Raw genomic sequence first — 25915 nt, 5'->3', positions numbered from 1 at the left:
CCTTATTACAGAAACACCCCCAGCATTTTTGAGGGTGTTTTTTGATGCCAGAAATCATAGAAGAGAGTACGTAAAACATGTACCCTCTTGTTGTATGATGGATCAGCCACGTCGATTGATGTAATTCGTTTCTCGTTTCCGGGTCCAATGATCGGATTTGATTCAGTAAGTTGCGCTTTGCCCATAGTCTTTAGCCTTGTTTTGCTTTTTTTAGAAAATTTGGCCTCAAAAGCGGAATCGCCTCCGAATTAATAAGTGGAGGGGGTTAAACAGATTCTCTTCACTATGCTCAAGGGGGAAGCGCATTGAAGCGTACAGCACGTACGGTATCTCTGGTTTGGCTGTTTGCATTTGCATTGGTGTTGTTGGTGTCTCCACTTCAGGTGTTGGCTTCTGACGAATATACGGTGGCGGTATCCGCCCAAGCAGATGGGAATACCATCCAAGTAGACGGAAAGGTTATGGGTAGTGACACAGAAGCTGCGGCGCTGGAAGGCAAGTTTGTGTTTGCGTTGATCGAGAAGGAACAGAAAGTGGAGAAAGACCGAGCGGATTATCCTGTGGCAAATACCGATGCGACAACATCGGCTGCCCACACTTTTGAAAATGTAGAGCCCGGTGATTACTATGTGAAGGTGCATTTTGAGGGGACGGTCAATCAGGGTGGCGATGTGAAGATTGAGGGCGATTCAAATGTAGTCACGGTTGGGAATTCAAACACCGGTGCCGATGATACCGGGGATATCACTGGGGAAGGTGGAACCGGCAGCGATAACGATACCACCGGCGGGAACAACACCATCGTCAACGATAATGAAGTGCAACAAAAGGATATCCATATCGATGCCTTCCCGCTGGACTCCGAAGATGGTGTGACAGGAACCAAAGTGAATGCCGTCTTGGATGTGATGGGTACGCAGCAAGCCGGCGGTTCAGGGATCAACGGGGATTGGACGATTACCATCTCCAAAAAATCCAATGGTACGGTCGTGGATGAGAAGTCCAAGTCCGGGCATGAGGGTCCCTCCTATGAAGATGTGTTGAATGTGACGGAAGAAGGGCAATATGTTGTCAAAGTCACCTTCGACGGCACGGTGGACGGGGCAGCCACCAAAGGAGAGGGGACGAAAGAGTATTCCATTCCTGAGCCGGGTGAAGAGCCGGTTGCCGGTGATGAAGAGCTGAAAACGGGTTATTCCTTTGAAAACGGCAAACATGTGTTGACCACGGTGATGCTGAATGCGGAAGAAGCCCACGGTAACTGGTTGATTGCGTTTGTTCACGAAGACAATGTGGATAATCCGACCGAGGATCAGATTATCTGGGATGAAAAAGTGGGTCATAATCGGGTCATCGCGAGCTATGAATTTGACAAGTTGAAGCCGGGCCATTATTACGGGATCTCTCTCTTTGAGGGGGAAGCTGACGGTGAAGAAACGGGTCTCTATGAGGAATTCGAATTCACCGTGGCAAAAGACGGCACCGTCAAACCGGGTCCGGGCAACGGAGATAAAGGCAGCGGCAAAATCGACCCGGATCAAGCCAAAAAGCAAATCGATGACATCAAAGGCGGCCATATGCCGAAAACCGGCAGTGATTCTCCGCTGGGCACCTACATCGGTTTGGGAGTGTTGTTCCTAGGTCTGATCATCCTGGTGGTTTGGAAACTGTGTACACGGATGACCAATAACTGATAACGAATTTATCCCAAGGCCATGGCAAAAGCTGTGGTCTTTTTTTGCCAAATGAGATTGCCCATCTAGTATAGACATCCCTGCCATCGCCCAGAATGAGAGTGAATCGGGTGTGGGAGAGGTGGATCGCGTGCGATTGGCAGAGGGTCAGTTTCACCACGTGTTTGGGATACGGATGGTGATTGTGAGCGTTGGGGAAGAGTATGTAACTTACCAGTGGCGGGATGGGGATCTCCTCCATATCTACGGGCAGACAAAGACGTGCCAACGTCAAACGCTGGAACGGGTATTGAATCGACAACCATAAGAAGCTGCCGAGATCTTTCACGACTCCGGGGAGCTTTTTTTGTTTGGGTTTGAACAAGGGAGGATTCCCCGATTCATTTCCGAAGCTATATATATCGGAATAATCAAGCAATTTGTAGGGGGACACCACGTGGTTGAGCGCCAATATGCCGACTATGCCAAAGGATTTGCCGATGTGCCGATGCCTTTTGCTTATCTCGATTTCGACCTCCTCAAGGAAAACATTCAATGGATTCTTCAGGCCAATCGAGGCAAAAAGATCCGCCTGGCTACCAAATCGATCCGCAGTGTGGCTGTGCTGAAAGAGATACTCCGCCGTTCGGATACCTTTCAGGGGGTCATGTGTTTTACGGTCGCGGAAGCGCTGTACTTGGCAGAACATCAACTGAATGATCTCTTAATCGGTTATCCCGTCTGGGAAGCGAAGCAGATTCAGCAGGTAGCCAAAGCGATAGCAAACGGACATCACATCACACTGATGGTGGATTGTACGGAACATGTAGAACGGGTGGAGAAGATCGCCAGGGAAGCGGGGGTATGCTGTCCGGTTTGCGTGGATATGGACATGTCGGTTTCTGTTCTGGGATTTCACTTTGGCGTCCGCCGTTCTCCCATTCGAACCAAAGAACAGTTGCTCCAGCTGGTTCAGCGTATTGATCGTTCCAAACATTTACGATTGGACGGACTGATGGGGTATGAGGCACAGATCGCCGGAGTGGGAGACCGGATCCCGGGACAGCCGATCAAGAGCGCCCTGATCCGGCGGCTGAAACAGCATGCCGTGCAAAGAGTGGCCCAACAACGGGCGGAATGGGTAGGGGCGATCAGAGAGATGGGGATTGCTGTTCGCTTTGTCAACGGAGGCGGAACCGGCAGTCTGGGAACAACCAGCAAGGAGGACTGTGTGACGGAGGTAACGGTGGGGTCTGGTTTTTATTCACCGCTTCTCTTTGATCAATACCGAGATTTCCGGTACCGGCCCGCCGCAGGATTTGCCGTGGAAATCGTACGCAAACCCGCTCCCGGTATTTACACCTGTGCAGGCGGGGGATATATCGCATCCGGTGCTGCTGGGAAAGACAAGCTTCCCCGCCCGCATTTGCCTGAAGGAGCCCATTTGCTTCCCTTGGAAGGGGCGGGAGAGGTACAGACCCCGATTCGCTATCGGGGACCCGTTCCACTGGATCTTGGCAGTCCCGTTTTTTTCCGACACAGCAAGGCAGGGGAGCTGTGTGAACGTTTTGACCGCCTATTGTGGTTTTCCGGTGGCAGCGTGATTGGGGAATCCACTACGTACCGGGGAGACAGGAGGTGTTTTTTATGAAAAAGAATCGACCGATCCGTTGGTCCAACTGGTCCGGTTCTGTTCGGTGTCATCCGGAGGCCGTCGTGTACCCGGCATCGGTAGGGGAGGTTGCGGAGATTGTTCGTCACGCAAGGGATCAGGGAAAACAGGTGCGGATCGCCGGGAGGGGGCACTCTTTTACACCGTTGGTGCAGACAGAGCATATCCTTCTTTCTCTGGACAGCCTGCAGGGGTTGTTGGAGGTGGATGAAGAGGGGCAGACGGCTACCCTGTGGGCGGGAACACAGCTGAAGCAGGCAGGGAAACTGCTGCATCAGGAAGGATGGGCTCAAGAGAACATGGGGGATATCAATGTCCAGTCGCTGGCAGGAGCGATCAGCACAGGTACACACGGTACCGGAGCGCAGCTGGGAAGTTTGTCGACTCAGGTGGAAGAGCTGACAATGGTTACGGCTTCCGGAGAGATCATCCGCTGTTCCAAACAGGAGCGGCCGCAGTTGTTCCGGGCGGCCTGTCTCTCCTTAGGAACACTGGGAGTGATTACCCAGATCAAACTGCGGGTATTGCCTGCCTATCGCCTGCATTATGCTAGCCGCCGTTGCCGTTTGTCGGAGTTGCTGCAACGTCTGGAGGAATGGAAAAAGTACAACCGGCACTTTGAATTTTACTGGTTTCCCTATACAGAAACCGTTCAAGCCAAATGGATAAACGTTACCGATCTTCCCTCGGGGGGAAAAAAGTGGTGGAAGGCTTGGAATCAAGTGGTGTTGGAAAACGGGCTGTATTGGCTGCTATCGGAGGGAGTGCGCCTCCTTCCGGGTTTGAGCGGTCCGGTCAGTCGCCTCTCGGCCCGTGCTGTACCTGTTAGTGAGGAAGTAGGGGAAAGCCACCGGATGTTTGCTACTCCGCGCTGGGTTCGGTTTAACGAAATGGAGTATGCGGTACCGGCAGAAGCGATGGCTTCCGTCCTGGAGGAGATTCGGTTCTTTATCCAGCGGGAGCAGATCCAGGTTCACTTTCCCATTGAGTGCCGCTTTGTACAAAAGGATGACCTTTGGCTCAGTCCTGCCTACGATCGGGATTCTGCCTATATCGCTGTTCATATGTACAAAGGGATGCCTTATGATAAATACTTCACCGGGGTGGAACAGATCTTCCGCCGATATGGTGGGCGCCCGCATTGGGGCAAGTTGCATTATCTTACTGCAGAAGAATTGGGGGATCTGTATCCGAAATGGAACGATTTCCGGGAGATTCGCGCGGAGTGGGATCCTGACGGCGTCTTTTTAACACCGTATCTGCAAAAGTTACTGGGAGGAGGGAAGCGGGAAGCAGTGCAGGTATAAAAAACACCCCGTCAGAGCTATGATCTGAACCCGTAGAAGAAGACAAGATAAAAACCCCTAGCCTTGCAATATATTGTTACTGAGATTAGAAAAAAGGAATATACCGTTCTGAATTGTTCAAAGTCGTGTAGGTAGATGGTATAAATACATCTCAAGCGCATCAGTATGCTTCTTCAACACATGGGATGTTTGTGGTGTGGCGTAAATAACGGGATAATCGATTTCATCCATTTCTGGTCGAACCGGGAAAGCTAATTTTTCCTCATCGATAGAAAATTCAGCCTGTACCCCCGGCTTGTTACCTCTCGCATCCAGACGAATCCATTTGCCAACGCTATCGAGGTAAAAGGCGTTTAAGGCGTGAACTACGTATCCGGTATCCGGGGTGGAGCCTAACGTCAATCGCTGGTAACAAAATCCTGCAGGGATTCCCTGTGCCCTCAGTAAGGCTGCAAGGAGATGGGATTTGGCATAACAGATACCTTCCCCATACTGCAGGACTTCGGATGCATTGCAGGTGACTCTCGTACTTTGAATATCCCAGGAATGATGGATGTTGTCTCTTACAAACTCAAATGCAATTCTCACCCGTTCTAGTAATGAATAATGTGCTGATTGAATATCCTTTACTTTCTCTTGAATCAACGGATGGGAATAGTCCACTTCTTCCAGTTCGCATAAATATGCTTTCTGTTCATGAGAATCACAAACCAGTTTCATCAAACGCCCCCCTTTTGATTTAAGTAGTTCGTTCTCACAGGGATTTTTCCTGTGTCTACTTAAAGGGGTGCACATCATGCCTCCGACGGGTGTTCTCTACACTCATATTAAACCGGTAAGCTATTATTGGTGTTTATTTCACAGCGTGGCGGAACAGGAGCAGACTTGCACCTGCTGCCATCAGGCAGGCACCGAAGAGCAAGAAATTGATTTGCGGAACAGCAGTTTTGGGCATTTTTCCGCCTTTCACTTCTTTGCTTTTTCTTTGTCTTCAGGAGTGGTGGGCTTTTTGTGATCTTCTTGCGGCGGGGTCACTTTTGTGTCAAAAAAAGACGAACAATAAAAAAATAGATCCATTGGATTGCTTTTGACGGAAAGGTAGGATTTTAGTATTGTTCCGGGGGTTCTTGGATATGGTATAGGACTTATATTGTTGAAAGGAGGTTTGAGTGGCTGACCATAGTGAAATCAAGAGAATAAAGAGGGTCATAGATCACAAACAGGGGGTTGAAAAGCGTGGAACAGCAACCGGAGCGTTATGAACAAGAGCATGCAGTCGATCAAGTGGCCGGGTATTGTGAGTTGTGCGGTGAACCTTTGGGGGAAGATCGTGAAATCGAGTATTGCGATGTATGCCGAAAGGTGATCGTATCGTCCTTGGTTTTATAGAAGGGATCATCGAGGCGATCATTTAGAATGAACCAGGGATGTTTCACTAGAGAGAAGCACCCGCAGCGATCTTCGGACGGTGACGGGGTGCTTTTTCTGTTTGGGGATCGTTGTCAGCCTCCTGCCAATTCGGCGCGGCCGGATGATATATGTTTAGCCGCTCGTGGCCCATGGAAGGCGCAAGAAGGGGATCCTTCCCTATCCGGTTTGGATTTTACGATACACGACTTTGTGAGGTTTATAAACTGTGCGAGCAGGTTCACTCTATATTCTTCATGCAAGACTTCGCAAATGTTCCTGTCTCACTCCTGGAGGTTACGTTCTCAATAGTTGAAGGTGGAGGAGTTAGATGCTTATGGTATAAGTACAAACGTACCGGAAAAGGGTGATAACCAATGGAATACAGAGACCTGATGAAATGGAAAGGTTATATCTCTTTACATGAATTGATGGAACCCGAAGAAAATTCATTAAGGGTACTTATTGATAGATGTGTAGTTGGTAATGAAAGCGAGGCTATTGAGGTAGGGGAACGAGTAATGATGGGATTTCCCATTGAAGTTGATGAGGGATTGCCAATCATTCAATTGGATTTTGAATCATATGTTTCTTATAACGTTATAAATGAGTCTTTTACTGTCTTGGACGAATATGAAGTTTTTGAGGGTGATGTATTCAGAATTTATACGAAGTCAAGATACTTAGATTTTATTACATTAGGGACAATTGCAGAAGATATATATGCTGATCAACATTTTGTTCATTATCAACTGGTTTGTTTAAACCACATCATTGACATCATTTCATATGAAGAACCCAAAATAACAGAATTAGGAAGGGTTTCATTTTCAATAAAGTTTGAATAAAAATAAAGGAACCTCCATAACTGGAAAGTTCCTTTATTTTTTTTGGAAATAATCATCTCCGTTGAATTGCCCGCGTACGAATCCTTTTCCGGCATCGCCTGCCGGTTTGGTTCTGATCCCTTTACCCCTTTTGCGGGCGGAAGCTCCAGACTGCTGCACCAAGTAGAAGCAGGGCTGCACCCATCATCATTCCCAGGGGATAGGGGACAGCCGTTATGGGCAGGGAACCGCCGTTTTGTACTTGATCCGTGGCTTGTTGGGGTTTCTCTGTTTGGACAGGCTTTTGGATGGTTAGCTCGTCATCGCTCGGTTTTTGTTCCGAGTATCCGGGGTCATCGTTGGGTTGGCCACCATCACCGGGTTGGGTGCCGGGGACTTCGAACTCCACCGCATCATCAAACTCCGCCAGTTGACCGTCCACTTCTCCATAGAAATAGACGGCGGCGGAATAGCGGCCAGGCTCCAATCGATCCGCAAATTCGGCAGTGAACGTGTGCCCATCCATCTCCGGATCGGAGAATTGCGGCTCGGTTAAGGGTACGCCTTCTTCATCCAGGATCGCAGCTACCCACATACCCGTTACTTCTTCGCCTTCCAGAATGAAAGCAGTCACGGTGTGTTTGCCGTTTTTGTATTCATGCTTTACTTCGTGTTTCGGTTCAAAGGTTTCCTCGTCTTCCACTTCTACATCAACTTGATCCGACCGACCTCGGATATCGATCTTCTCACCGTTATAGGTCCCCGTGAATTGGGCAATCCCTTGGTATGTACCGCTTTCGAAGATCGGGAAAGATACGGATTCTGCGCTACTATCGCTTCGAAAGGAGACCTTATCAACAATCTCTCCGGTTTCTGCATCTTTCAGTTTGAAAATCCATTTTCCCTCGATTTTGTCTTTCTTTTTGGCTCCGGGCATTTGCGCATCGACGGTGAGCAGGGGCAGACCCATTTCTTCGTCCATCTCCTGTTTAGCAGTGACGTTCAGCTTCTCAGGATGAGGCCGCCGGTCAGGAGCAGGAGCCGCTTCTTTTGCCGGTGCAGCCGGTTGCTGTTCAGCCGGTTGCGCTCCGTTGTCTGTAGGTGTTCCCGATTCAGTTGCCGGTTCTGTCGGCTCCGCGGCAGGTTGTGGAGCTTCACCGGCAGATGGTTGAGCAGCTGGCTCAATGGTGTTTGCAGCGGGAGCGGTGCTTTGCTGTTCAGAGGATTCCGTCTCCGGTTCGGTTACCGTCTGTTGTTCCGGATCCTGGGTGGATTGCCCTTCGGTGGCTGTTATCTCAGCGAAGGCCTGGACCGGGGACAGCAGGAGCATCATGGCAAATACCAGCAGCCATGATATGGAAAGAATGCGGACCGTGCGTTTCAACTCGGTTCCCCCTTGAGATGAGATCAGGCTGACGAGCCTGTCATCTCATTATTCGAAGGGGTATTTGGAGTTTGGGGTCGTTTTTTCCAAAGCCGTGGGCATCGACCTGGGATTGAAACATTTTGCGATTCTCTCCACTGGAGAAGTGATTCCCAACCCCAAACATCACCGGAAGTACGAGAAACAGTTGATCCGTTGGCAGCGGATTCTGTCCCGGAGACGAAAGGGCAGCCAAAACCGTAACAAAGCCCGATTAAAAGTGGCCCGGCTCTATGAGAAGATCCGCAACGGTCGGCAGGATTTCCCGCACAGCTTTCGACTCGGCTCATCCGTGAAAATCAAACGGTATGCCTGGAAGACTTGCAAGTGCGGAATATGGTGAAGAACCGCCGGCTGGCCCGCGGCATTTCGGAGTCGGCGTGGTCCGAGTTCCGGTCCATGCTGGAATACAAAGCCTTCTGGTACGGGCGAAGGATCCGCCTCGTCGGGAAGACGTTCCCGTCCAGCCAGCTGTGTTCGCAATGCGGATTCCGAAACAAAGAGGTGAAAAAGCTGAACGTGCGGGAGTGGACCTGTCCCGCATGCGGTATTCACCACGACCGGGATCTCAATGCGGCGAAAAACATCCTCAAGGAAGGATTAAATCCCGCAGGATAACGTTTTAGGCCGTGGGACACACGGTGTCAGCTTGGGGACTGTACGGCAAGAGCCGGCAGGAAGAACCAAGAATCCCACAGGCGTGGGAGTGTCAATGTGCCGGTTTGGGTTTTGAGCCGACCATTCGGTGGAACGGCGCCTTGTTTGTGTCCGCCGGAGGCTATCATCATCACATCGGTTTGAACACGTGGGCAGGCGTTGGAGCTTCACCGCCGCCTCCTGGCTCCGCTGGGCTACGTTACTTCGTCATCCATGTAACGGGCCCTGATGAGCTGGAACGAGTGGCGGAACGGCTGCGAAAAATCGGTGCCCCGGTCGAAACCAAAGCAGAAACCGTGTTGACCAAGGACCCATTTGAAAATGAGATCCGAATTCACCATCGACCATCGGTTTTGCTAAAAAAAGTGGGCACAAATTAGCTGGTATGAATTGACAACGGTTGATTCATCCAGTTAAAATAGTAGCAACTTCATTTCGGGAAAGGTGGTATCAACCTCCAACATGGGCACATTGTTTGTATTCTAAGATCTCTCCAAGCAAAGAGAGTTGGAATGCAGACCCTGCTGGTAAGCAGTCGGGGTAATTTCACATGCCCTGAAAAAGCAGACCCATGGTGGAGGGCTATACAACCCGTTCATACGGATTCTTTCCCTGCAGAAAATAGGGACCAGCCTGTTCGCCGTGGGTGCATCTGCATCCGCGGCTTTTTGCATGGAGAGGGTTACTTTTCCTAGAGAGTTGGTAATTTTGATGGAGTAGGGAGGAATCCATATGTCATCCAGTCTGTCGAATCTGTTTCGCAACCGAGTGATCCGGGCGATTCTACTGTCCGCGTTGTTTTTGCAAGTCGGGATCTGGGTTCGCAACTTTTCCATCCTGTTGTTTGTGATGGAGAAGACCGATGGGGATCCCTTTGCGGTATCGATGATCTCCGTGGCCGAATTTGCCCCGATTTTTATCTTTTCGTTTATCGGGGGGACCTTTGCGGATCGGTGGCGTCCCAAGCGGACCATGATCGGAGCGGATCTGCTGAGTGCCGCATCGATCTTTGCGGTGCTGGTTACCCTTCTGTTTTTTTCATGGAAAGCGGTATTCTTCGCGACGCTGTTTTCCTCGATTTTGTCCCAGTTTTCCCAGCCATCCGGAATGAAACTGTTTAAAATGCATGTACCGGCGGATCAGATTCAGATGGGGATGTCGATGTATCAAACCACCTTTGCCCTGTTCATGGTATTGGGACCGGTACTCGGAACCTTTGTCTACCAGAGCTTCGGGATTGATGCGGCAATCGGGGTGACGGGGGTTGCGTTTTTGCTGTCGGCGGCCATGCTGTACTTTTTGCCGCCGGATAGGGAACTGAAGGGAGATAAGAAAAAAACGACGTTGCGCCAGGAAATGGCGGACGGCATCCGGTATGTCCTGTCGAAGCGGGAGTTGACCTTGCTTGGAGCGTGCTTTGTCAGCGCCGGGCTGGCCATCGGCATCATCCAGCCGCTGAACATCTTTTTGGTGACAGAAAGGCTGGCCTCGCCAAAAGAGTTTCTGCAATGGTTTATGGCAGCCAACGGTCTGGGCATGGTTTTGGGTGGTGTGGTGGCGATGGGTATTTCCAAAGCCATCGCCCCTCAAAAGATGCTGATGTTGGGGATGCTGGTCAGCGCACTGGGCATGTCCGTCTCCGGGATCTCTACCCTCCCGTGGCTCACCTTGATCGCCCAGTTTGTCATGGGCTTGGTCATGCCGTTCATCCATGTTGGTATTAACACCATGGTGCTGCAGCATACCAAAGAGTCCTTCGTTGGACGGGTGAACGGAATTCTCAGCCCGCTCTTTACCGGAGCGATGGTGCTGATGATGACGGTGGCCGGAGCTCTGAAAAAACTATTCTCTATCGTGGCCCTGTTTGAAGTGGCGGCGCTGTTGTTTATTATCGGTTTGACCTTCATCCTGCCGCTGTACCGTCAGGCCGTAAAAGAGGTACCTACGATGCCGGAAGCCCCGTAAAATCCATCAGCATACGGAAAGCTGCACGGATGTGTAGCTTTTTTTGAGCGATCCAGATGTCAGAAGAGGTAACAGGTAAACAGCTTCGGTACACCTACTCGGACCAGAACCGCGCAGGGGATCATAGGTATATCAAGTGATCTTGTCTAGTTTAAAAGTGATTATCCGGAGTAGAAACAAAGTACAATGTGCGCATGATCATGGAAGGGATCCACTCCGAGAACTTGGTGCGGTGGGACTGAGATGATTAATAAAGGAGTTTATCCCATCTTGGGAGTCCTGGATAATCAACAAGATGCATTTTCTACACAAACTCTTAACCAAAACTTTAATCTCCGGAGGGAGAAACTTCGGGCGGTTTTCGTTATAATAGGAATGGGTGTTTCCATATGAAAGAAAATACAAAATATTCCAATTATATTTACGAAGTGCACTTCCTGCGGGCGTGGGCTTGTCTGATGATCTTGATGGTTCATGTATCGGCGGGATTTTATTATGTCCACGGGGAAAGTCATCATTGGAGCACACTGATGTTGAACCAGCTCAGCCGGTTTGGGACGCCGATGTTTGCTGTGATCAGCGGGTTTTTGCTGTTTCATCAGCGGCGGAGGTTTGAGTGGAAACGGTTCTTTTATTCCCGCACGGTGAAGGTGCTCATCCCCTTTGTGCTGTGGACGGGAGTGTATCTGGCTATCCAGGTAACCGTTTTTGATGTACAGATTGCCAAAGGGTTTAAGTCCTTTGTCGTGCAGTATCTGTACATGGGAAAAGGGTTCTATCATTTGTGGTTCATGTCGGTGGTACTGCAGTTTTATCTGGTGTTTCCGCTGTTGCAGCGGCTGCTGAAGGGTTTTCGCTCCTGGTTGGCGGGAGTGTTGGCGGCCTTTGTGATCAATGCCTGGTTTGCCGGGGATTGGGTGGGGGACCTGCTCGGGTCGAACAGCTACCTGATCCATGACAAAGCCTTCTTGTTCCATTGGATCTTTTACTTTGTCTTCGGCGGTTTTCTGGCCTTTGGATGGGACCGGATTCGGGCATGGTGCCGGGAGCAGCGGGCGGCGATGCTGATATTGGCGATGTTGTTTATCGTGGAAGCGGTCTGGGAGACCTTTACCTTTGGCGTAGCGCCGTCGGAACGATGGGTTAATTTGGTGGCCGTGCCGGTTCTCTGTCTGGCTATGGTAGCTTGGTTTCCCGTGTTGGAGCGGCTGCCGGGAGTGTATCGGGCTGGTTTGGTCATCGGACAGTGCTCTATGGGAATCTATCTGACGCATCCGCTGTGGATTATGCTGATCATCCGGGATATGACCCACGCCCTTTGGCAGCCGGGCACCTTTGGCTTTACGTATGGCTTGTTTCTGGCATTGAGCGTGTCCGGTGTGAAGCTGGCGGAAAAATTGCCCTGGCATCAGTATTTGTTTCCCATTCCCCAAGTCCGCATGCAAAGATGAGGAGGTCGACCGGCGAGTCCCTTACGGGAGAATGGCTGTACGGGCTGTTTTAAATACAGAGGACGACTTCTTTATACCGACTTTTGCGAGAGTTAAACGAAATCGCTTTTTCCCCTTGACAGATCCGGCAGGCTTGGTTAAACTATATCTTGTCGCCGCGATGAGCGGCACAATCAGATAGGCGATATATGGGGCATTAGCTCAGCTGGGAGAGCGCTACACTGGCAGTGTAGAGGTCAGCGGTTCGAGCCCGCTATGCTCCACCATTGAAGAACCCTTCGGAAAATCCGAAGGGTTTTGTGATACCACAATCTAAAGGACATTGGGTTTCCGGGACTGACGCAAACTCGCCTTACGGACCGGCTCCTTCGCGAACAGGGGGGGCGGTTATTTTATGCGAAAAATGACCATGAATATCTGACTAAAAATGGGGAGATAAAAATTCATTCCTGTGGGAAGGGGTGTCATTGCCGACGGCATTGAAGTACTACGGATAGAGATGGCCGGAGAATCCTTACAGAAAGCGTCGGTTGAAAGCCCAAGGCGCCCATAGGAAGTGCCCTTGGGGTATTATAATCGTGGGATGAAAGGCGTCCTCCCTGAACCTCCCCCGTCCGAAACCGTCACAATCCCAAGCAGGGCATGAGATTGTAGCGGTTTTGCATAATAAAATCAAAAAAGCTTCTTGCAATATTCGGTCTCATCCGCTATAATATATTCCTGTGTAAAACCAAATGCATCAAAACGTGGGGCATTAGCTCAGCTGGGAGAGCGCTACACTGGCAGTGTAGAGGTCAGCGGTTCGAACCCGCTATGCTCCACCACCAAAACACCCTTTCACAGGCGAAGGGTGTTTCTTTTTACCACTTTTTTATTCGGAAAATTGGATTTACAATGAAAATTGACTACTCATTCAGAAAGGGGCCTGCTCAGTGATCGATTACAGCCGGTTGGAAGATGGAACAGATCTGAACTGGTATACGGAAGATTGGACCTTGCGGCATATGGTGAACCGGTATCTGGGGGACTTGCGGGAGTGGGGCGAAGAACGCCTGATCCAGATGGGGGAGTACGCTTCCGGACCGATGGAGCGGCGGGCGCGGCATACCGACCGGGAAGGACAGCCCAGGCTAATTCGTTACAACCGAAGCGGGGAAGAGATTAACGAGATCTGGTACAACGAAGGGTATTTGGCGACGGTAGGGGAAGGCTTCGAGTCAGGCGTGGTCGGGTGGCGTTACCGGAAGGACGTACCGCGCAAAATTCCCTTTTTCTATACCCAGCTGCTGCATACGCTGATGTCGATGACGGAAGTGGGTTTTACCTGTCCAGTGACACTGACCATGTCGGTTGCCTTCGTACTGGAGAAGTTTGGCTCTGAAGAACAAAAGGCCAAGTATTTGCCCAAGCTGGCCAGTATGGATCGCCGGACCCTGGAGCAGGGAGCCACCTTCCTCACGGAGATCCAGGGCGGTTCCGATGTTGGGGCGACGGAGACCCGGGCGGTTCAGAAGGGGGACCATTACCTCCTGACAGGGGAAAAATGGTTTGCCAGCAATTGTGACGCCGGGATTGCTATTACCTTGGCCCGGGTGAATGAGGAGCCGGGGACTCGGGGACTGGGGCTGTTTTTGGTGCCGCGGGTGCTGGAAAACGGGGAGCGCAACCGGGTGACCATCCGCCGCCTCAAAGACAAGCTGGGCGTTCGGGCGGTGGCCAGCGGCGAACTGGAGTTGAAGGAAGCCGTGGGTTACTTGATCGGGGAGCCGGGAAAAGGGTTCAAGTACATGGCAGAGGCGTTGAATATCTCCCGGATGTGTACAGCTACGGGAGCGTTGGCGATTTCCCGCAGGGCTTTCTGGGAGGCTGCGGTCTACACAGCGAAGCGCAAAGCCTTTGGGCAAGTGGTACAGCAGTATCCCATGGTGCGGGAAACCCTGCTCAATATGACGGCAGATATTGAGGCGGGGTGGGCAATGACCGCTCAGATGCTGCTGGCGATGGATCGCTGCCACACGACCGGGGAGGGGAACCCCGACGAGGAGATTCGTCTGCGTCTGCTTCTGGCCATGAGCAAGTATCGGACGACCGAACAAGCGGTGAAGCATGCCAAAGAGGCGTTGGAACTTCACGGCGGCAACGGGTATATCGAGGAGTATGTGACGCCGCGCCTGCTGCGGGATGCCCAAGTCAATACGGTCTGGGAAGGGACTTCCAATATTATGGGGCTGGAAGTGTTGAAACTCCTGGGCAAAGAGGTGCAGGCCAAAGGCCGGGCGGACAGCGTACTGTTTCGGGATATCCAGGAGACGCTGGATGCGGTGAAGCTGCCCGAGCTCCAGGATGCGGTGGGGGTCGTGCGTCAGGAAGCAAAAGAAGTGCACCTGGATGCCGGTTATCTCTTAGTGGCGAACCCGATGGTGCAAAATGCGTATGCTCGCCATTTCACCGATCGGTTGATCGATGTGTACAGTGCGGCGCATTTGCTGGAGGAAGCCCAATGGAGTTACCGTGAGACGGGCTCCCGCCGATTGGTGAAGCTGGCGGAATACGTGGTAGACCGAAACTTCCGCCCTGAAGTGTACAGCATCGGTTCGGGGAATATACCGAGCATTCATCTGTTTGAGGAAGCAATGTGTCTGAAGACGGAAAAGGTAGAGGCTTTGTAGGCAAAGAAACGTTCGTAGAAAAAGCGACTCCCACCCCATGGCCTTAGCCGTGTGGAGCAAGTCACAAACTTTTCCTGCCATAACGCCCCTCTCCTTAAAAAGAATCCAAACTTTAAAAAGTCATCCTTTTCTATATCAAAAACCTTCGGAGACTCCGAAGGTTTTTTTCGATGCATTGCTCTCCTGTTGGGTGGACAGCCAGCCGCCCCATTCGTTCCGCCGAGTACGAGAGGCCTTAACGCGCAGGGGGTAGTTCCTGGATATGGGAACGTGGAGATCGATCTGTGCTCCATCTTAAATCGATTATTGGGATAACAACGCAATGAAAGGTGGAAGTCAATCCGTCGTGGATCGGTTTTTTCATTCTGTTTACTCCGTGGCAGTTGCAGGCGGTTCCAACTGGTTGTTCGGAGTGGAGTTGTCTCCCGAAGCAAGTTCCGCAGTGGGCTCTGTGCTGATGGTCAGCGTCTGTTGTTCTTGGGCGGTGGCGTCCATTTTCTCCAGCTTCTCCAGGATGCGGCGTTTGCGGTAGAGCATCTGACCCGCTTCGGCCACTTCCTTGATTGTGGATTTATTGATCCAGGCACCAAAAAGGATCCCGACGATGGGGATGATCTGAAACAGTTTCTTCCATCCGTAGTTGTCCCGATAGTTCCAAAAAACTTCTCGCCAGCCTCGAATCTGGGAGATCGTCTCCCGCTCGGTGACACCGTGATGGTACTCCGACAAGTTTTTCAGGATGGAGCGTTTGCCCACATAGTCGGAGGAGGCGAATTGGAGGCACTGGATAATGAAGATCCGCTCTTTTTTGTCCAGCGGGTTATAGCCGTACGCAACCGCCATCTCTTGGATCACTTTGAGCGAGGTGCCGAGCAGCAGCGGAATGTCCGCAGCCAAGGTAAAAATGCCCCCGATCCCGGTGCTGGCCCCCTGATAGGTAGCAAAGCGGACATGATTCGTTTTGATGGACTCGGTGACGGTGTTGAGTACCGGAAGGGGGATATCCGCTACTTCTTCCAGCTGGAGCGATCCTTTGGGGCGGCCCAGTTGTTCCGCGATTTTGTTCAGTACGGGCTCTTTGCGGATCAGGTATTGTCCACCGTTTTGGATATAGGCGCCCATCTCGTCCAGCACTTTGCCGATCACTTTATGAACTTGTTTGGGAGTGATCCGATCCAGGATCGCAAAAGGAATACGCCCGAGCTTTTCCCAGAACCACAGGTCCTTTTGATCCTCTTCCCATTCCAGGACCGCTTTCAATTCGTCTTCCAAATAGTTTCGGGTATCTTCACCGGTGTTGATCTTCATAGGATCACCTCGGATTGAATTCATTGGGCAGAAAAAAGAAAATTCTTCCCATATGATATCGTAAATGAGGGAAAATGCAACGAATCGATAGAAGATGGGACAGAAAAATATCGAAATATTGGTATGATAGAGGTTGGCTATTATTCATTGGAACTACTATCGGAAGAATGGGAGGAATGTGCGTGTCAGTGCCAGAGAAGAAAGGGTATGTGACCGTTTTCGCTCCAACGAGCGGACAGGTTGTTCCCTTGAAACAGGTGGGATTGTCGGGGCAAGGCGTTGCTGTGTTGCGGGAGATCTCAGAGGTGATCGCTCCGGTGGACGGAGAAGTGAGAGATGTTTCCCGTATTTCCGCAAGTATTGACATGTTCAGCGTTCATCCGAAAAGGGTAAACCTCTCCATCCAGGTGGGGCGTCTTCTGCCTCGGGGGATTCCCGGGAATATATAGCGGTATTGGTCAGAGGTGTGGATGGGGCGGAGTGCATCCCAACCACAGCGAATTATGTGAAGGCCGGGGACTTTTTGATGTATGCTCGGGACATCGTGGACGATGATGCCATTGAGGATGAGGACAGTAACAGTAATAGTAACAGTGGGGAGGGGGGCGGCAGTCGGGAGGATGACGATGGTCTGATGGATACAGTGGAAACGGGTTTTGACATCATCGAATTACTCTGGGAAATCCCCCGGTTTCTTTTCCGGATGGTGGGCTGGGTGTTTCGCGCCATTTGGTGGCTGATCAAGCTGCCCTTCAAGATTCTGGGGGCGTTTCTGGATTGATTGTAGGGAGGAATCGATCACCCGCATCGCTTCTACGGTGCGGGCTTTTTTTTATTCCCTTCCGTGGATCGATCCTTTGTATCGATCAGATAGGGCGATTGACATATTTTCCTTTTGGAAGAGAGGAGATTGGAAGCGGGAGAAGAATTCTCTTTTTAAAGGGAACGTTAATTTGGGATGAAAAGTGACTGAACCGCTCTTTTCTTTGTTAAGATGATGGAAGTTGCATTTGTGAGGAATCGATCCGGGATACCCGATACTAGCGGGGTCCGGTCAAGATAGACAGGCGGCGTCCGAACCTGAAGGGTCTCCTTCGGGGTGTTGGCGTGTGCTTTTTTGATAGGAGACGATATGGCTTTTCGGAGGGATGACATTGGGAACGGAACTGATCGTAGTATCGCAAAAGGGAGATGCTCCTTACCAAAGCATTCAGGAAGCGGTAGATGCTGCAGAGGAAGGCGGACGCATCCGGGTAAAACCGGGTGTGTATGACGAATCGCTGCAGATTAATAAATCGCTGGAAATTCTGGGGGACGGAGCAGGAGAAGTGGTGCTCCGCTCCTCGGTCGAGAACTGTTTATTGGTGGACCGCGGCTCGGTGGTAATCAAGCGCGTGACGGTTCAAAAACAGGAGGATCCGGAAGAGTTTATCGCTGTCTGTGTCTTGCCGGAAGGGAAGCTGCAGATGGAAGATTGTGTCCTTCGGTCCGAATCGGGAGCTTGTGTAGGGGTGCGGGGAGAAGGAGCCCAAGCCAAGCTTTATCGCTGCCGGATCGAAAACGGAGCCAAAGAAGGAGTATACGTGGATGCCGAGGGTCACGTTCATTTGCAGGATTGTGTGCTGAGCGGTTTCCGGCTGGAACCGGCAGTGGGAGTCTACGAGGACGGCACATTGGAAATGCTGCGCTGCCGCGTACATGACGGGACGGCTCCCGGCCTTTCGGTGGAGAGGGGAAAAGCGCTGGTCGCTGAATCCTATTTTGCCGATTTTGTACGGAGCCCGGCGGTGTTTAACCGGGAGGGGTTGTTGGATATGCGCGAGTCCCGGGTGGACGGCGGGGTGATTTTTGGCGAAAACGGGGACGGTGTACTGGCAGATTGTGATCTGACCGCCCGGGAATTCCCCTGCATCTGGATTGACGCCGATGCAAACCCGTTGATTCGTAAATGCCGTATTCACGATGGAGGCGACTGCGGTCTGCGAGTGACAGAAAACGGGATGGGGCGCGTGGAAGATTGCGATATCTACGGCTTTCACCAGGCTCCGTCCCTGTGGATTTACGAAGGCGGCGACCCCAAGCTCACCCGGTGTGTTTTTCACGACAGCCGTCATGTGGCTGTAGCCGTTACAGAGCGAGGGTTCGGAACGCTGGAAGCGTGCCTGTTTGAACAATTTGGAGGCAATGAGTTGGAGATATCTGAAGACAGCAACCCTGCCGTGCTTCACTGCCGTCGTATTCATGACGGGAATGATGTGGATGCAGCAGACCTTCACCGGGAGCGGCGTACCTACCGGACAGAACCGAAAATCGCGGGTTACCTGCCGGAAGGGTGATCGGTTGCTCAAAAAGTACAAGTCACGCCTTGGTCGCAAGTTCCAAAGTCGTGCGATGTGCCGATTTTTTGTCTCGTTTGTCGCTGGTTTCATCGTCAGTCGCTCCTCGGATAAAAGGGCTCTTCCGCTCCTTTCGAGAAACTTTGTCAGCAGCCTCAGCCTGAACATAAAAGTTCAGGCTTTTTTCCTGCTCATTCCTTCACCGCTTCTGTGCTTAGTGTATAATAATCTGTGAAGTTGGTCGATTTTTCCGGATACTGGACGATTTTATTGGAGGAAATAGCATTGATACGCATCGACCATTGGCTGTGGGGCGTTTTTTTGTTTGGATTGGTTTGGGCCGGAGTGGCCCCCGCCAGCCCGGCACAGTCTGCTCCGTCTGCAGCCCCTGATCAAACATCCGCTACACCTCCCGTTGACCTTTTCTACCACTATTGGGACGGTGAGGATGATGAGTGCAAGGAGTTTGCGATTCAGGCCAAACAAGTGAAACAAATCCAGGGAACGTGGACCTTTCAGTTACAGGGAGCAGATGGGAAAAACGCCCCTGATACCAAAAGAGTGTTGAAGAATGAGAAGAGAACTTCCTTCAGTGTGGCATTCTGCGACAAGGATACAGAAGTGTCTCCCCCGTATCGACTGGGAGTTCATTTCGAGGGAATGATCAACGGCAAAAAAACCGAGTTTCAGGATACATATCAAGTGCATCCGCCGGAAATCCAGGTTCAGCCCGTCTGCACCGACAGCGGCCTGCGGGTGAAGGCGCGGATGGACCATGCAAAAACGGCTGAGGGAAACTGGTTGATTACGCTGTCCCGGAAAAAGGGAGGCGATCTGTACCGTGTGCTCGATTATAGTGCGGAATCCCGCGAGGGAGTGAAACTCAACCATTTGTTCAGTCATTTGGAAGTGGCCGCTCACAATGAACGGATCACTCCGGGAGAGTATACAGTTTATGTAACTTTCAACGGAGAAATCGATCACTCCCCAGATACCGCTCACCCGGATCCGAAACAGGAAAAGGTGGTGTTAAAAAAAGGAGACGGATGTATCACCCCGCAGGAGGTCAGCCAACCTGCACCGCCGCTGAAAGGAGATCAATCCAACTGGATAATGGCCGGTGTGATCCTCGTCGGTTTGCTTATCGGGCTTTTTTTCCGGCGCAGGGTGTGAAGACAGGCTTGTCTGGCGGTTGACAATCTGCTGGGGATTTTCTATAGTGAGAAAAACGCGAACGTAGGAAGCTGCTGAAAAACCCATATCAGACTCATCCAGAGAGGCGGAGGGACTGGCCCGATGAAGCCCGGCAACCTACCCATTTTACGGGGTGTGGTGCCAATTCCTGCAGAGATTTTCTCTGACAGATGAGAGTGATCCTGAATAGGCAACCTTTCATCTTCAGAGATGAAAGGTTTTTTATTTCCATTGAGAAGGATGGATGACAGATGGCTCAACCGACAACCAAACCTTCACTCAGCGAACGCATCAAAGAGAAGATCCTTATCTTGGACGGGGCCATGGGGACGCAGTTGCAACAGGCAGGGCTGACCGCCGAGGATTTCGGCGGAGAAGCGTACGACGGCTGCAACGAGTTTCTCAACATCACTCGGCCCGATGTCATCCGAAGCATCCACGAACACTATCTTGCCGCCGGTGCGGATATCGTGGAAACCAATACCTTCGGCGGCACTTCGGTGGTGCTGGCAGAGTACGAGTTGCAGCACCGGGTGGAGGAGATCAACAAGGCTGCCGTGGCCTGCGCACGGGAAGCGGTAGAAAAATGGTCTACACCGGAAGATCCTCGGTATGTAGCCGGCGCGTTGGGGCCGACTACCAAAACCCTCTCCGTGACGGGCGGGGTAACCTTTGACCAGCTGGTCGATTCCTATGAGGAACAGGCCCGGGCACTGGTCGAGGCAGGTGTCGATGCCCTATTGTTGGAAACTTCGCAAGATACCCTCAATGTAAAAGCGGCGGGGATCGGGATCCGGCGGGCCTTTGAGGCGTTGGGTGCGGAAGTCCCCCTGCTGATTTCCGGCACGATCGAGCCGATGGGGACGATGTTGGCCGGGCAAAACGTGGAGGCTTTCTATATGTCCATTCAGCATCTCAATCCCCTGACCGTGGGTTTAAACTGTGCTACGGGACCGGAGTTTATGCGGGATCACCTGCGGACCCTTTCCGGACTGGCCCAGTGCGGGGTCAGTTGTTACCCCAATGCCGGCTTGCCCGACGAGGACGGCAACTACCATGAAACCCCTCGGGGGCTGGCGACGAAACTGGCCGCATTTGCCGATGCGGGCTGGCTGAACATGGCGGGGGGCTGCTGCGGGACGACACCGGAGCACATCCGGGCTATCGCCGAGGTGCTGAAAGGGAAGAAGCCGCGCATTCCGAGGAAAGAGCCGCTGTCGGCGGTTTCCGGGATCGAGCCGCTCTTCCTGGAAGAAGACAACCGGCCGGTCTTGGTGGGCGAACGGACCAATGTGATCGGATCGAAGAAATTCCGGGAGCTGATCGCTGAGGGCAAATATGAGGATGCTTCGGAGATTGCCCGGCGTCAGGTGAAACGCGGAGCCCAAGTGATCGATATCTGTCTGGCGGATCCGGACCGGGATGAACTGGCGGACATGGAGCAGTTTCTCCAGTTTGCCACAAAAAAGGTGAAAGTGCCCCTGATGATCGACTCCACAGATCCGGAAGTGATAGAGCGGGCGCTGAAATATTCCCAAGGAAAAGCCATCATCAACTCGATCAACTTGGAAGACGGGGAAGAGCGTTTTGCCCAAGTGGTGCCTCTGATCCATCGCTACGGGGCAGCTGTCGTGGTCGGTACCATCGATGAGAAAGGGATGGCCGTGACAGCGGACCGGAAGCTAGAGGTGGCGGAGCGTTGCTATGACCTGTTGGTCAACCGTTACGGGGTGGCGCCGGAAGATATTATCTTCGATCCGCTGGTGTTCCCGGTTGGCACCGGTGACCAGGCTTATATCGGTTCCGCTAAGGCTACCGTGGAAGGAGTCCGCCGCATCAAGGAAAAGATGCCCCGCACCCGGACGGTGCTGGGCGTGTCCAATGTTTCCTTCGGCTTGCCTCTCGCCGGGCGGGAAGTGCTGAATGCCGTCTATTTGTATCATTGCACCCGGGCCGGACTGGATTATGCCATTGTCAACACGGAGAAATTGGAGCGCTATGCCTCGATTCCGGAAGAGGAACGGAAGATGGCGGAAACCTTCCTCTTTGAAACCGATGAGTCTAACTATGATGAAGTGTTGGCGGAGTTTACCCAATTTTACCGGGGGAAAAAATCGACGGTCCATGCCCAGCCGGCGGAAAGCCTCACCCTGGAGGAACGGCTGGCCCGGTATGTGGTAGAAGGAAGCAAAGACGGGCTGCTGGAGGATCTGGAGAAGGCCCTGCAAAAGTACGCCCCGCTGGATATTATCAATGGTCCGCTGATGACAGGGATGGATGAAGTGGGACGCCTGTTCAACGATAATCAGCTGATTGTGGCGGAAGTGCTCCAAAGCGCTGAGGTGATGAAAGCATCGGTTGCCTTTTTGGAGCCGCACATGGAAAAGACCGACACGGATACCAAAGGCAAGATCCTCCTAGCTACGGTGAAGGGGGATGTACACGATATCGGGAAAAACCTGGTGGAGATCATCCTCTCCAACAATGGGTACGAAGTGGTTAATCTGGGGATCAAGGTGGCCCCGGAACAGCTGATCGCCGCCTGCCGGGAGGAGCAGCCGGATATGGTGGGTCTTTCCGGGCTGTTGGTAAAATCCGCTCAGCAAATGGTACTGACCGCCCAGGATATGCGGGCAGCCAATATCGAAGTTCCCATTCTGGTGGGAGGTGCTGCATTGACCCGCAAATTTACCGACAACCGGATCGCCCCGGAGTATGACGGACCTGTGTTATACGCCAAGGATGCCATGAATGGACTGGAATTGGCCAACCAGCTTCGGGACGATGAGAAGCGGGCCCAACTGGTGCATGAGCTTCGGAAGAGCCGGGAGAGAGCTTTGGCAGTAACTGAACGGAAGCAAAAAGAGAAGCTGGCGGTGCAAAATACGGTGTGCCGTTCCAAAGTGGACCGGGAAGCGCCGGTGTATGAGCCGCCGGATTATGAACGGCATGTGCTTCGGAATTATCCCTTGTCCCACCTGCGTCCCTATATCAATGAGCAGATGTTGTTAGGAAAACACCTGGGGCTGAAAGGAAATGTGAAACAATTGCTGGCTGAAGGGGATCCCAAGGCGCTGGAGTTGAAAGAGCAGTTGGACGCTTTGATCGCTGATTTGGAGCGGGATCGGTTGATCCGGGCCGACGGGATGTATCGCTTTTTCCCTGCACAGTCCGATGGAGACACCATTTTGGTGTATGACGCGGATCAAACACAGGTGTTGGAGCGATTCACCTTCCCGCGGCAAACGAAGGAGCCGTATCTCTGTCTGGCAGACTTTTTGCGCCCGGTGGAATCCGGCGTGATGGACACCGTCGGCTTCTTGACAGTGACAGCGGGTGCCGGTATCCGGGATTTGGCCGAGCGATGGAAGGAGCAAGGGGATTATCTCCGCTCCCACATGGTGCAAGCTTTTGCTTTGGAATTGGCGGAGGCCTTCGCTGAACGGCTTCACCACGTGATGCGGGATGTGTGGGGTTTCCCGGATCCGCCGGAGATGACGATGCAGGAGCGCTTCGGTGCCCGGTACCAAGGGATTCGGGTTTCCTTCGGTTATCCGGCCTGCCCCGATCTGGAGGATCAAGCCAAACTGTTCCGGCTGCTACGGCCGGAGGATATCGGGGTGGAACTGACCGACGGCTTTATGATGGAGCCGGAAGCTTCCGTTTCGGCGATGGTGTTCTCCCATCCGCAGGCTCGCTATTTTAACGCTGTATAAGGAGGGGAAGCGGGGTGACAAAAGCGCAGCTGAAAAAGGTTTTGTCGGAAACGTTGCTGATCGGTGACGGGGCGTTGTCCACCTATCTGTATCAGCAGGGAATTCCCGTAGGAGTGACGGCGGAAGAGCTTTGCTTGTCCCAGCCGGAATGGATCGAAGAAGTTCATCGGTCGTACTATCAGGCCGGTGCCCGGCTGATTGAAACCAATACCTACGGGGCCAATCGGGAGCGCTTGGCCCGATACGGACTGGAAGGAAAGGTGACCCGCATCAACCGGGAGTCGGTGGCGATCGCCCGTCGGGCCATTGGGGAGGATGCCTTCATTTTCGGTTCGATCGGCTCCATTTGTGCCGGCCGGGTACCCAACTACTCCCGGGCCGAATACCGGGACATGTATGAGGAACAGGCGACCGCGCTCTTGTACGGCGGTGTGGACGGGCTGATATTGGAGACGTTCCTGGACTTGGAAGAGCTGCAGTTGGCGTTGGAAGTGATCCGGCCGCTTACGGACTTACCCGTCTTTTGCAGTATGGCCCAGATGGAAGTGGGGCGGACCCGGGACGGGGCGACACTGACCGAAGCTTTTGCCGAGCTGAAAAGGAAAGGGGCAGACGGAATCGGCCTCAACTGCCGTCAGGGGCCGCTGGAAATCCAGCGGGCCCTCGAAAAAACCGTGGTGCCCGAGGATGTTTGGCTGGCGGTGTTCCCTAATGCCGGCCGCCTCGGTCTTGCTGACGGAGAGTACCAGTACAAGTCGACGCCGGATTACTTTGCGGAACGGGCAGAGGCTCTCCGGGAACAAGGGGTGCATGTTATCGGCGGCTGTTGCGGTACGACACCCCGCCATATTGAAGCGATGGCCGAGCGCTTGGCGGGTCGGAGTCCGCTTCCCCGCATCAACCCGGAGCATCCGTTGGAAGCAGAAAAGAGCCGCCCGCGGATCACGGTACGCAATCGGCCCACCGTGGTGGAAAAAGTGAAAAAAGACACCACGATCATTGTGGAGTTTGATTCGCCTAAAGATTTGGATGTAACCGAGTATCTGCAAGGAGCGACGGCGTTGCACCAGGCAGGGGCCGATGCTGTGACGCTGGCAGACAATTCCATGGCCACCACCCGCATGAGCAACATGGCTTTGGGAGCCATCCTGAAAAATCAAACGGATGTGGAACCGCTGGTCCATATCACCTGCCGCGACCGGAATTTGATCGGCCAACAATCCCATCTGATGGGTCTTCACGCCTTAGGAATCGATCAGATTCTGGTGATCACGGGAGATCCGACGCGGATTGGCGATCTTCCGGGTTCCAGCTCCGTTTACGATGTGACCTCCTTTGATTTGATCCGCATGGTTAAGCAGCTCAATGAAGGTATTTCATTCTCGGGAAAACCCTTGAAGCAGAAAGCCCGCTTTGTCGTTGGGGCTGCCTTCAACCCCAATGTGTCCAAAATCGAGGCAGCGGTCCGCCGCTTGGAGAAAAAGGTGGAAGCCGGAGCCGACTTTGTGATGACCCAGCCGGTCTATGATGTGGAATCCATTCAGCGGGTGGCGAGAGCGGTCCGGCATATCCCCATTCCGGTGTTTATCGGAATTATGCCGCTGACTAGCCATCGGAATGCCTTGTTCTTGCACAACGAGCTGCCGGGGGTAAAAATTCCCGACACGGTCATGGAACGGATGAATGGGTTGAAAGGCCCCCAAGCGCGGGATCTCGGCGTTACCCTGGCGAAAGACTTGCTGGATGAGGCGGTCCGCCATTTTAACGGCATTTATCTGATCACGCCGTTTGCCTATTGGGAAATGACCGCGGAGCTGACTCGGTATATTCGGGAGAAGCAACCTGCCCGGCAAGTGTCTGGGGCGTAAGCGGTCATACAGGTTCATCAATCTGGGCCATCTTCAGCAGATGACTTTTTTTGTCATCCCGGGACCGAAGAGGGAAGGTCTAAAGTCATAGTTTCCCCGTAGTCGGATAGGTCGATTTGCGTAAAATCCGTCGGCAGGAGGCTTCTTCCTGTACAAATTCACCAAATTGGGTTATACCAGAATCACGGGATTTTTACATGGAAGAAGGAGGTTGCCCCATGCTGCAATCCTGGCTCAACCCCAATACGTTTATCGCACTGATGATGGTGGCTTTTATGGTGTTGATGAGCTTGTACATTCGGGAGCGGGGGAAAAACCACAAGTCATGAACTGTTGAAGAGGGTCAAAACTGTTTGGGATGACTGTTGAACGCCTCATCGCCATCCGGAGGCGTTTTTGTTTTGCACAAATAGACCTCCCGTTTGGGAGGAAGTGAAGGGGG

The 25915-nt window shown here is 52.4% G+C and carries 20 protein-coding genes, 2 tRNA genes, 1 pseudogene and 1 riboswitch; of the genes and pseudogenes, 20 read left to right on the top strand and 3 right to left on the bottom strand.

Going from position 1 to position 25915, the window contains the following annotated elements:
- Positions 1 to 305: 305 nt before the first annotated feature.
- The 4 genes from IEW70_RS00430 to IEW70_RS00415 all read left to right on the top strand — a co-directional run bounded on the left by IEW70_RS00430 (position 306) and on the right by IEW70_RS00415 (position 4652).
- Entirely contained in the window at positions 306 to 1694 is a 1389-nt protein-coding gene (locus IEW70_RS00430) for an LPXTG cell wall anchor domain-containing protein (RefSeq protein WP_188645968.1), read from the top strand.
- 121 nt (positions 1695 to 1815) lie between these two features.
- The gene (locus IEW70_RS00425) at positions 1816 to 2001 is read left to right on the top strand and encodes a hypothetical protein (protein WP_188645967.1); all 186 of its coding nucleotides are present in this window, start codon (positions 1816 to 1818) and stop codon (positions 1999 to 2001) included.
- 180 nt (positions 2002 to 2181) lie between these two features.
- On the top strand, positions 2182 to 3324 hold the full coding sequence (locus IEW70_RS00420) for an amino acid deaminase/aldolase (protein ID WP_188646276.1): 1143 nt from the start codon (positions 2182 to 2184) through the stop codon (positions 3322 to 3324).
- A complete protein-coding gene (locus IEW70_RS00415; protein ID WP_188645966.1) occupies positions 3321 to 4652 on the top strand; it encodes a D-arabinono-1,4-lactone oxidase in 1332 nt (443 codons plus the stop codon). Before IEW70_RS00420 ends, IEW70_RS00415 begins: the two co-directional genes overlap by 4 nt.
- A 117-nt stretch (positions 4653 to 4769) precedes the next feature.
- Here IEW70_RS00415 and IEW70_RS00410 read toward each other — a convergent pair whose 3' ends face one another.
- Positions 4770 to 5372: a transglutaminase-like domain-containing protein gene (locus tag IEW70_RS00410; RefSeq protein ID WP_188645965.1), complete on the bottom strand. Its 603-nt coding sequence runs from the start codon at positions 5370 to 5372 to the stop codon at positions 4770 to 4772.
- A 76-nt stretch (positions 5373 to 5448) separates the two neighbouring features.
- Between IEW70_RS00410 and IEW70_RS00405 the strand changes: the two genes are divergently transcribed.
- The 3 genes from IEW70_RS00405 to IEW70_RS00395 all read left to right on the top strand — a co-directional run bounded on the left by IEW70_RS00405 (position 5449) and on the right by IEW70_RS00395 (position 6907).
- The gene (locus IEW70_RS00405) at positions 5449 to 5667 is read left to right on the top strand and encodes a hypothetical protein (RefSeq protein ID WP_188645964.1); all 219 of its coding nucleotides are present in this window, start codon (positions 5449 to 5451) and stop codon (positions 5665 to 5667) included.
- A gap of 221 nt (positions 5668 to 5888) precedes the next feature.
- On the top strand, positions 5889 to 6041 hold the full coding sequence (locus IEW70_RS00400; protein ID WP_188645963.1) for a hypothetical protein: 153 nt from the start codon (positions 5889 to 5891) through the stop codon (positions 6039 to 6041).
- Positions 6042 to 6436: 395 nt separating this feature from the next.
- Positions 6437 to 6907 carry a hypothetical protein gene (locus tag IEW70_RS00395; protein ID WP_188645962.1) on the top strand — a complete coding sequence of 157 codons (471 nt, stop codon included), beginning with the start codon at positions 6437 to 6439 and terminating at the stop codon, positions 6905 to 6907.
- A gap of 121 nt (positions 6908 to 7028) precedes the next feature.
- On the opposite strand, the gene IEW70_RS00390 is transcribed toward IEW70_RS00395, so the two are convergent.
- Positions 7029 to 8270: a hypothetical protein gene (locus IEW70_RS00390; RefSeq protein ID WP_188645961.1), complete on the bottom strand. Its 1242-nt coding sequence runs from the start codon at positions 8268 to 8270 to the stop codon at positions 7029 to 7031.
- Positions 8271 to 8358: 88 nt separating this feature from the next.
- Here IEW70_RS00390 and IEW70_RS00385 point away from each other — a divergent pair.
- The 7 genes and pseudogenes from IEW70_RS00385 to IEW70_RS00355 form a co-directional block, all read left to right on the top strand.
- Positions 8359 to 8927, top strand: a pseudogene (locus tag IEW70_RS00385) (RNA-guided endonuclease TnpB family protein); the annotation flags it as partial.
- 11 nt (positions 8928 to 8938) lie between these two features.
- Complete coding sequence (locus IEW70_RS17680) at positions 8939 to 9346, top strand: VOC family protein (RefSeq protein ID WP_373285882.1); 408 nt, start codon at positions 8939 to 8941, stop codon at positions 9344 to 9346.
- Between the two features lie 352 nt (positions 9347 to 9698).
- Positions 9699 to 10931, top strand: coding sequence for an MFS transporter (locus tag IEW70_RS00375; protein WP_188645959.1), 1233 nt, complete (start codon positions 9699 to 9701; stop codon positions 10929 to 10931).
- A gap of 389 nt (positions 10932 to 11320) precedes the next feature.
- Positions 11321 to 12382, top strand: a complete 1062-nt coding sequence (locus IEW70_RS00370; protein WP_188645958.1) for an acyltransferase — start codon at positions 11321 to 11323, stop codon at positions 12380 to 12382.
- Between the two features lie 190 nt (positions 12383 to 12572).
- Positions 12573 to 12648: transfer RNA gene (locus IEW70_RS00365), tRNA-Ala, on the top strand.
- Between the two features lie 482 nt (positions 12649 to 13130).
- Positions 13131 to 13206, top strand: a tRNA-Ala gene (locus tag IEW70_RS00360).
- A gap of 108 nt (positions 13207 to 13314) precedes the next feature.
- Positions 13315 to 15051: an acyl-CoA dehydrogenase family protein gene (locus IEW70_RS00355; protein WP_188645957.1), complete on the top strand. Its 1737-nt coding sequence runs from the start codon at positions 13315 to 13317 to the stop codon at positions 15049 to 15051.
- Between the two features lie 369 nt (positions 15052 to 15420).
- Here the strand turns inward: IEW70_RS00355 and IEW70_RS00350 are convergent, their stop codons facing one another.
- A complete protein-coding gene (locus tag IEW70_RS00350; protein WP_188645956.1) occupies positions 15421 to 16359 on the bottom strand; it encodes an EcsC family protein in 939 nt (312 codons plus the stop codon).
- Positions 16360 to 16541: 182 nt separating this feature from the next.
- Between IEW70_RS00350 and IEW70_RS00345 the strand changes: the two genes are divergently transcribed.
- The 6 genes from IEW70_RS00345 to IEW70_RS00320 all read left to right on the top strand — a co-directional run bounded on the left by IEW70_RS00345 (position 16542) and on the right by IEW70_RS00320 (position 25473).
- Positions 16542 to 16808 carry a PTS sugar transporter subunit IIA gene (locus IEW70_RS00345; RefSeq protein ID WP_188645955.1) on the top strand — a complete coding sequence of 89 codons (267 nt, stop codon included), beginning with the start codon at positions 16542 to 16544 and terminating at the stop codon, positions 16806 to 16808.
- Positions 16809 to 16885: 77 nt separating this feature from the next.
- Positions 16886 to 17140 (top strand): hypothetical protein, encoded by a 255-nt coding sequence (locus tag IEW70_RS00340; RefSeq protein ID WP_188645954.1) that lies wholly within the window; start codon positions 16886 to 16888, stop codon positions 17138 to 17140.
- Positions 17141 to 17513: 373 nt separating this feature from the next.
- Positions 17514 to 18695 carry a right-handed parallel beta-helix repeat-containing protein gene (locus IEW70_RS00335; RefSeq protein ID WP_188645953.1) on the top strand — a complete coding sequence of 394 codons (1182 nt, stop codon included), beginning with the start codon at positions 17514 to 17516 and terminating at the stop codon, positions 18693 to 18695.
- A 285-nt stretch (positions 18696 to 18980) separates the two neighbouring features.
- A complete protein-coding gene (locus IEW70_RS00330; RefSeq protein ID WP_188645952.1) occupies positions 18981 to 19868 on the top strand; it encodes a hypothetical protein in 888 nt (295 codons plus the stop codon).
- A 91-nt stretch (positions 19869 to 19959) separates the two neighbouring features.
- Positions 19960 to 20066, top strand: a riboswitch (SAM riboswitch).
- A gap of 74 nt (positions 20067 to 20140) precedes the next feature.
- The gene (metH, locus tag IEW70_RS00325) at positions 20141 to 23605 is read left to right on the top strand and encodes a methionine synthase (RefSeq protein WP_188645951.1); all 3465 of its coding nucleotides are present in this window, start codon (positions 20141 to 20143) and stop codon (positions 23603 to 23605) included.
- Positions 23606 to 23619: 14 nt separating this feature from the next.
- Complete coding sequence (locus tag IEW70_RS00320) at positions 23620 to 25473, top strand: bifunctional homocysteine S-methyltransferase/methylenetetrahydrofolate reductase (RefSeq protein ID WP_188645950.1); 1854 nt, start codon at positions 23620 to 23622, stop codon at positions 25471 to 25473.
- Positions 25474 to 25915 lie beyond the last annotated feature (442 nt).

It is taken from the genome of Marinithermofilum abyssi, from assembly GCF_014641195.1.
Classification (GTDB): domain Bacteria; phylum Bacillota; class Bacilli; order Thermoactinomycetales; family DSM-45169; genus Marinithermofilum; species Marinithermofilum abyssi.
Note: the sequence above shows the minus strand (reverse complement) of the source record. Positions and strands in the feature narration are given on the sequence as shown.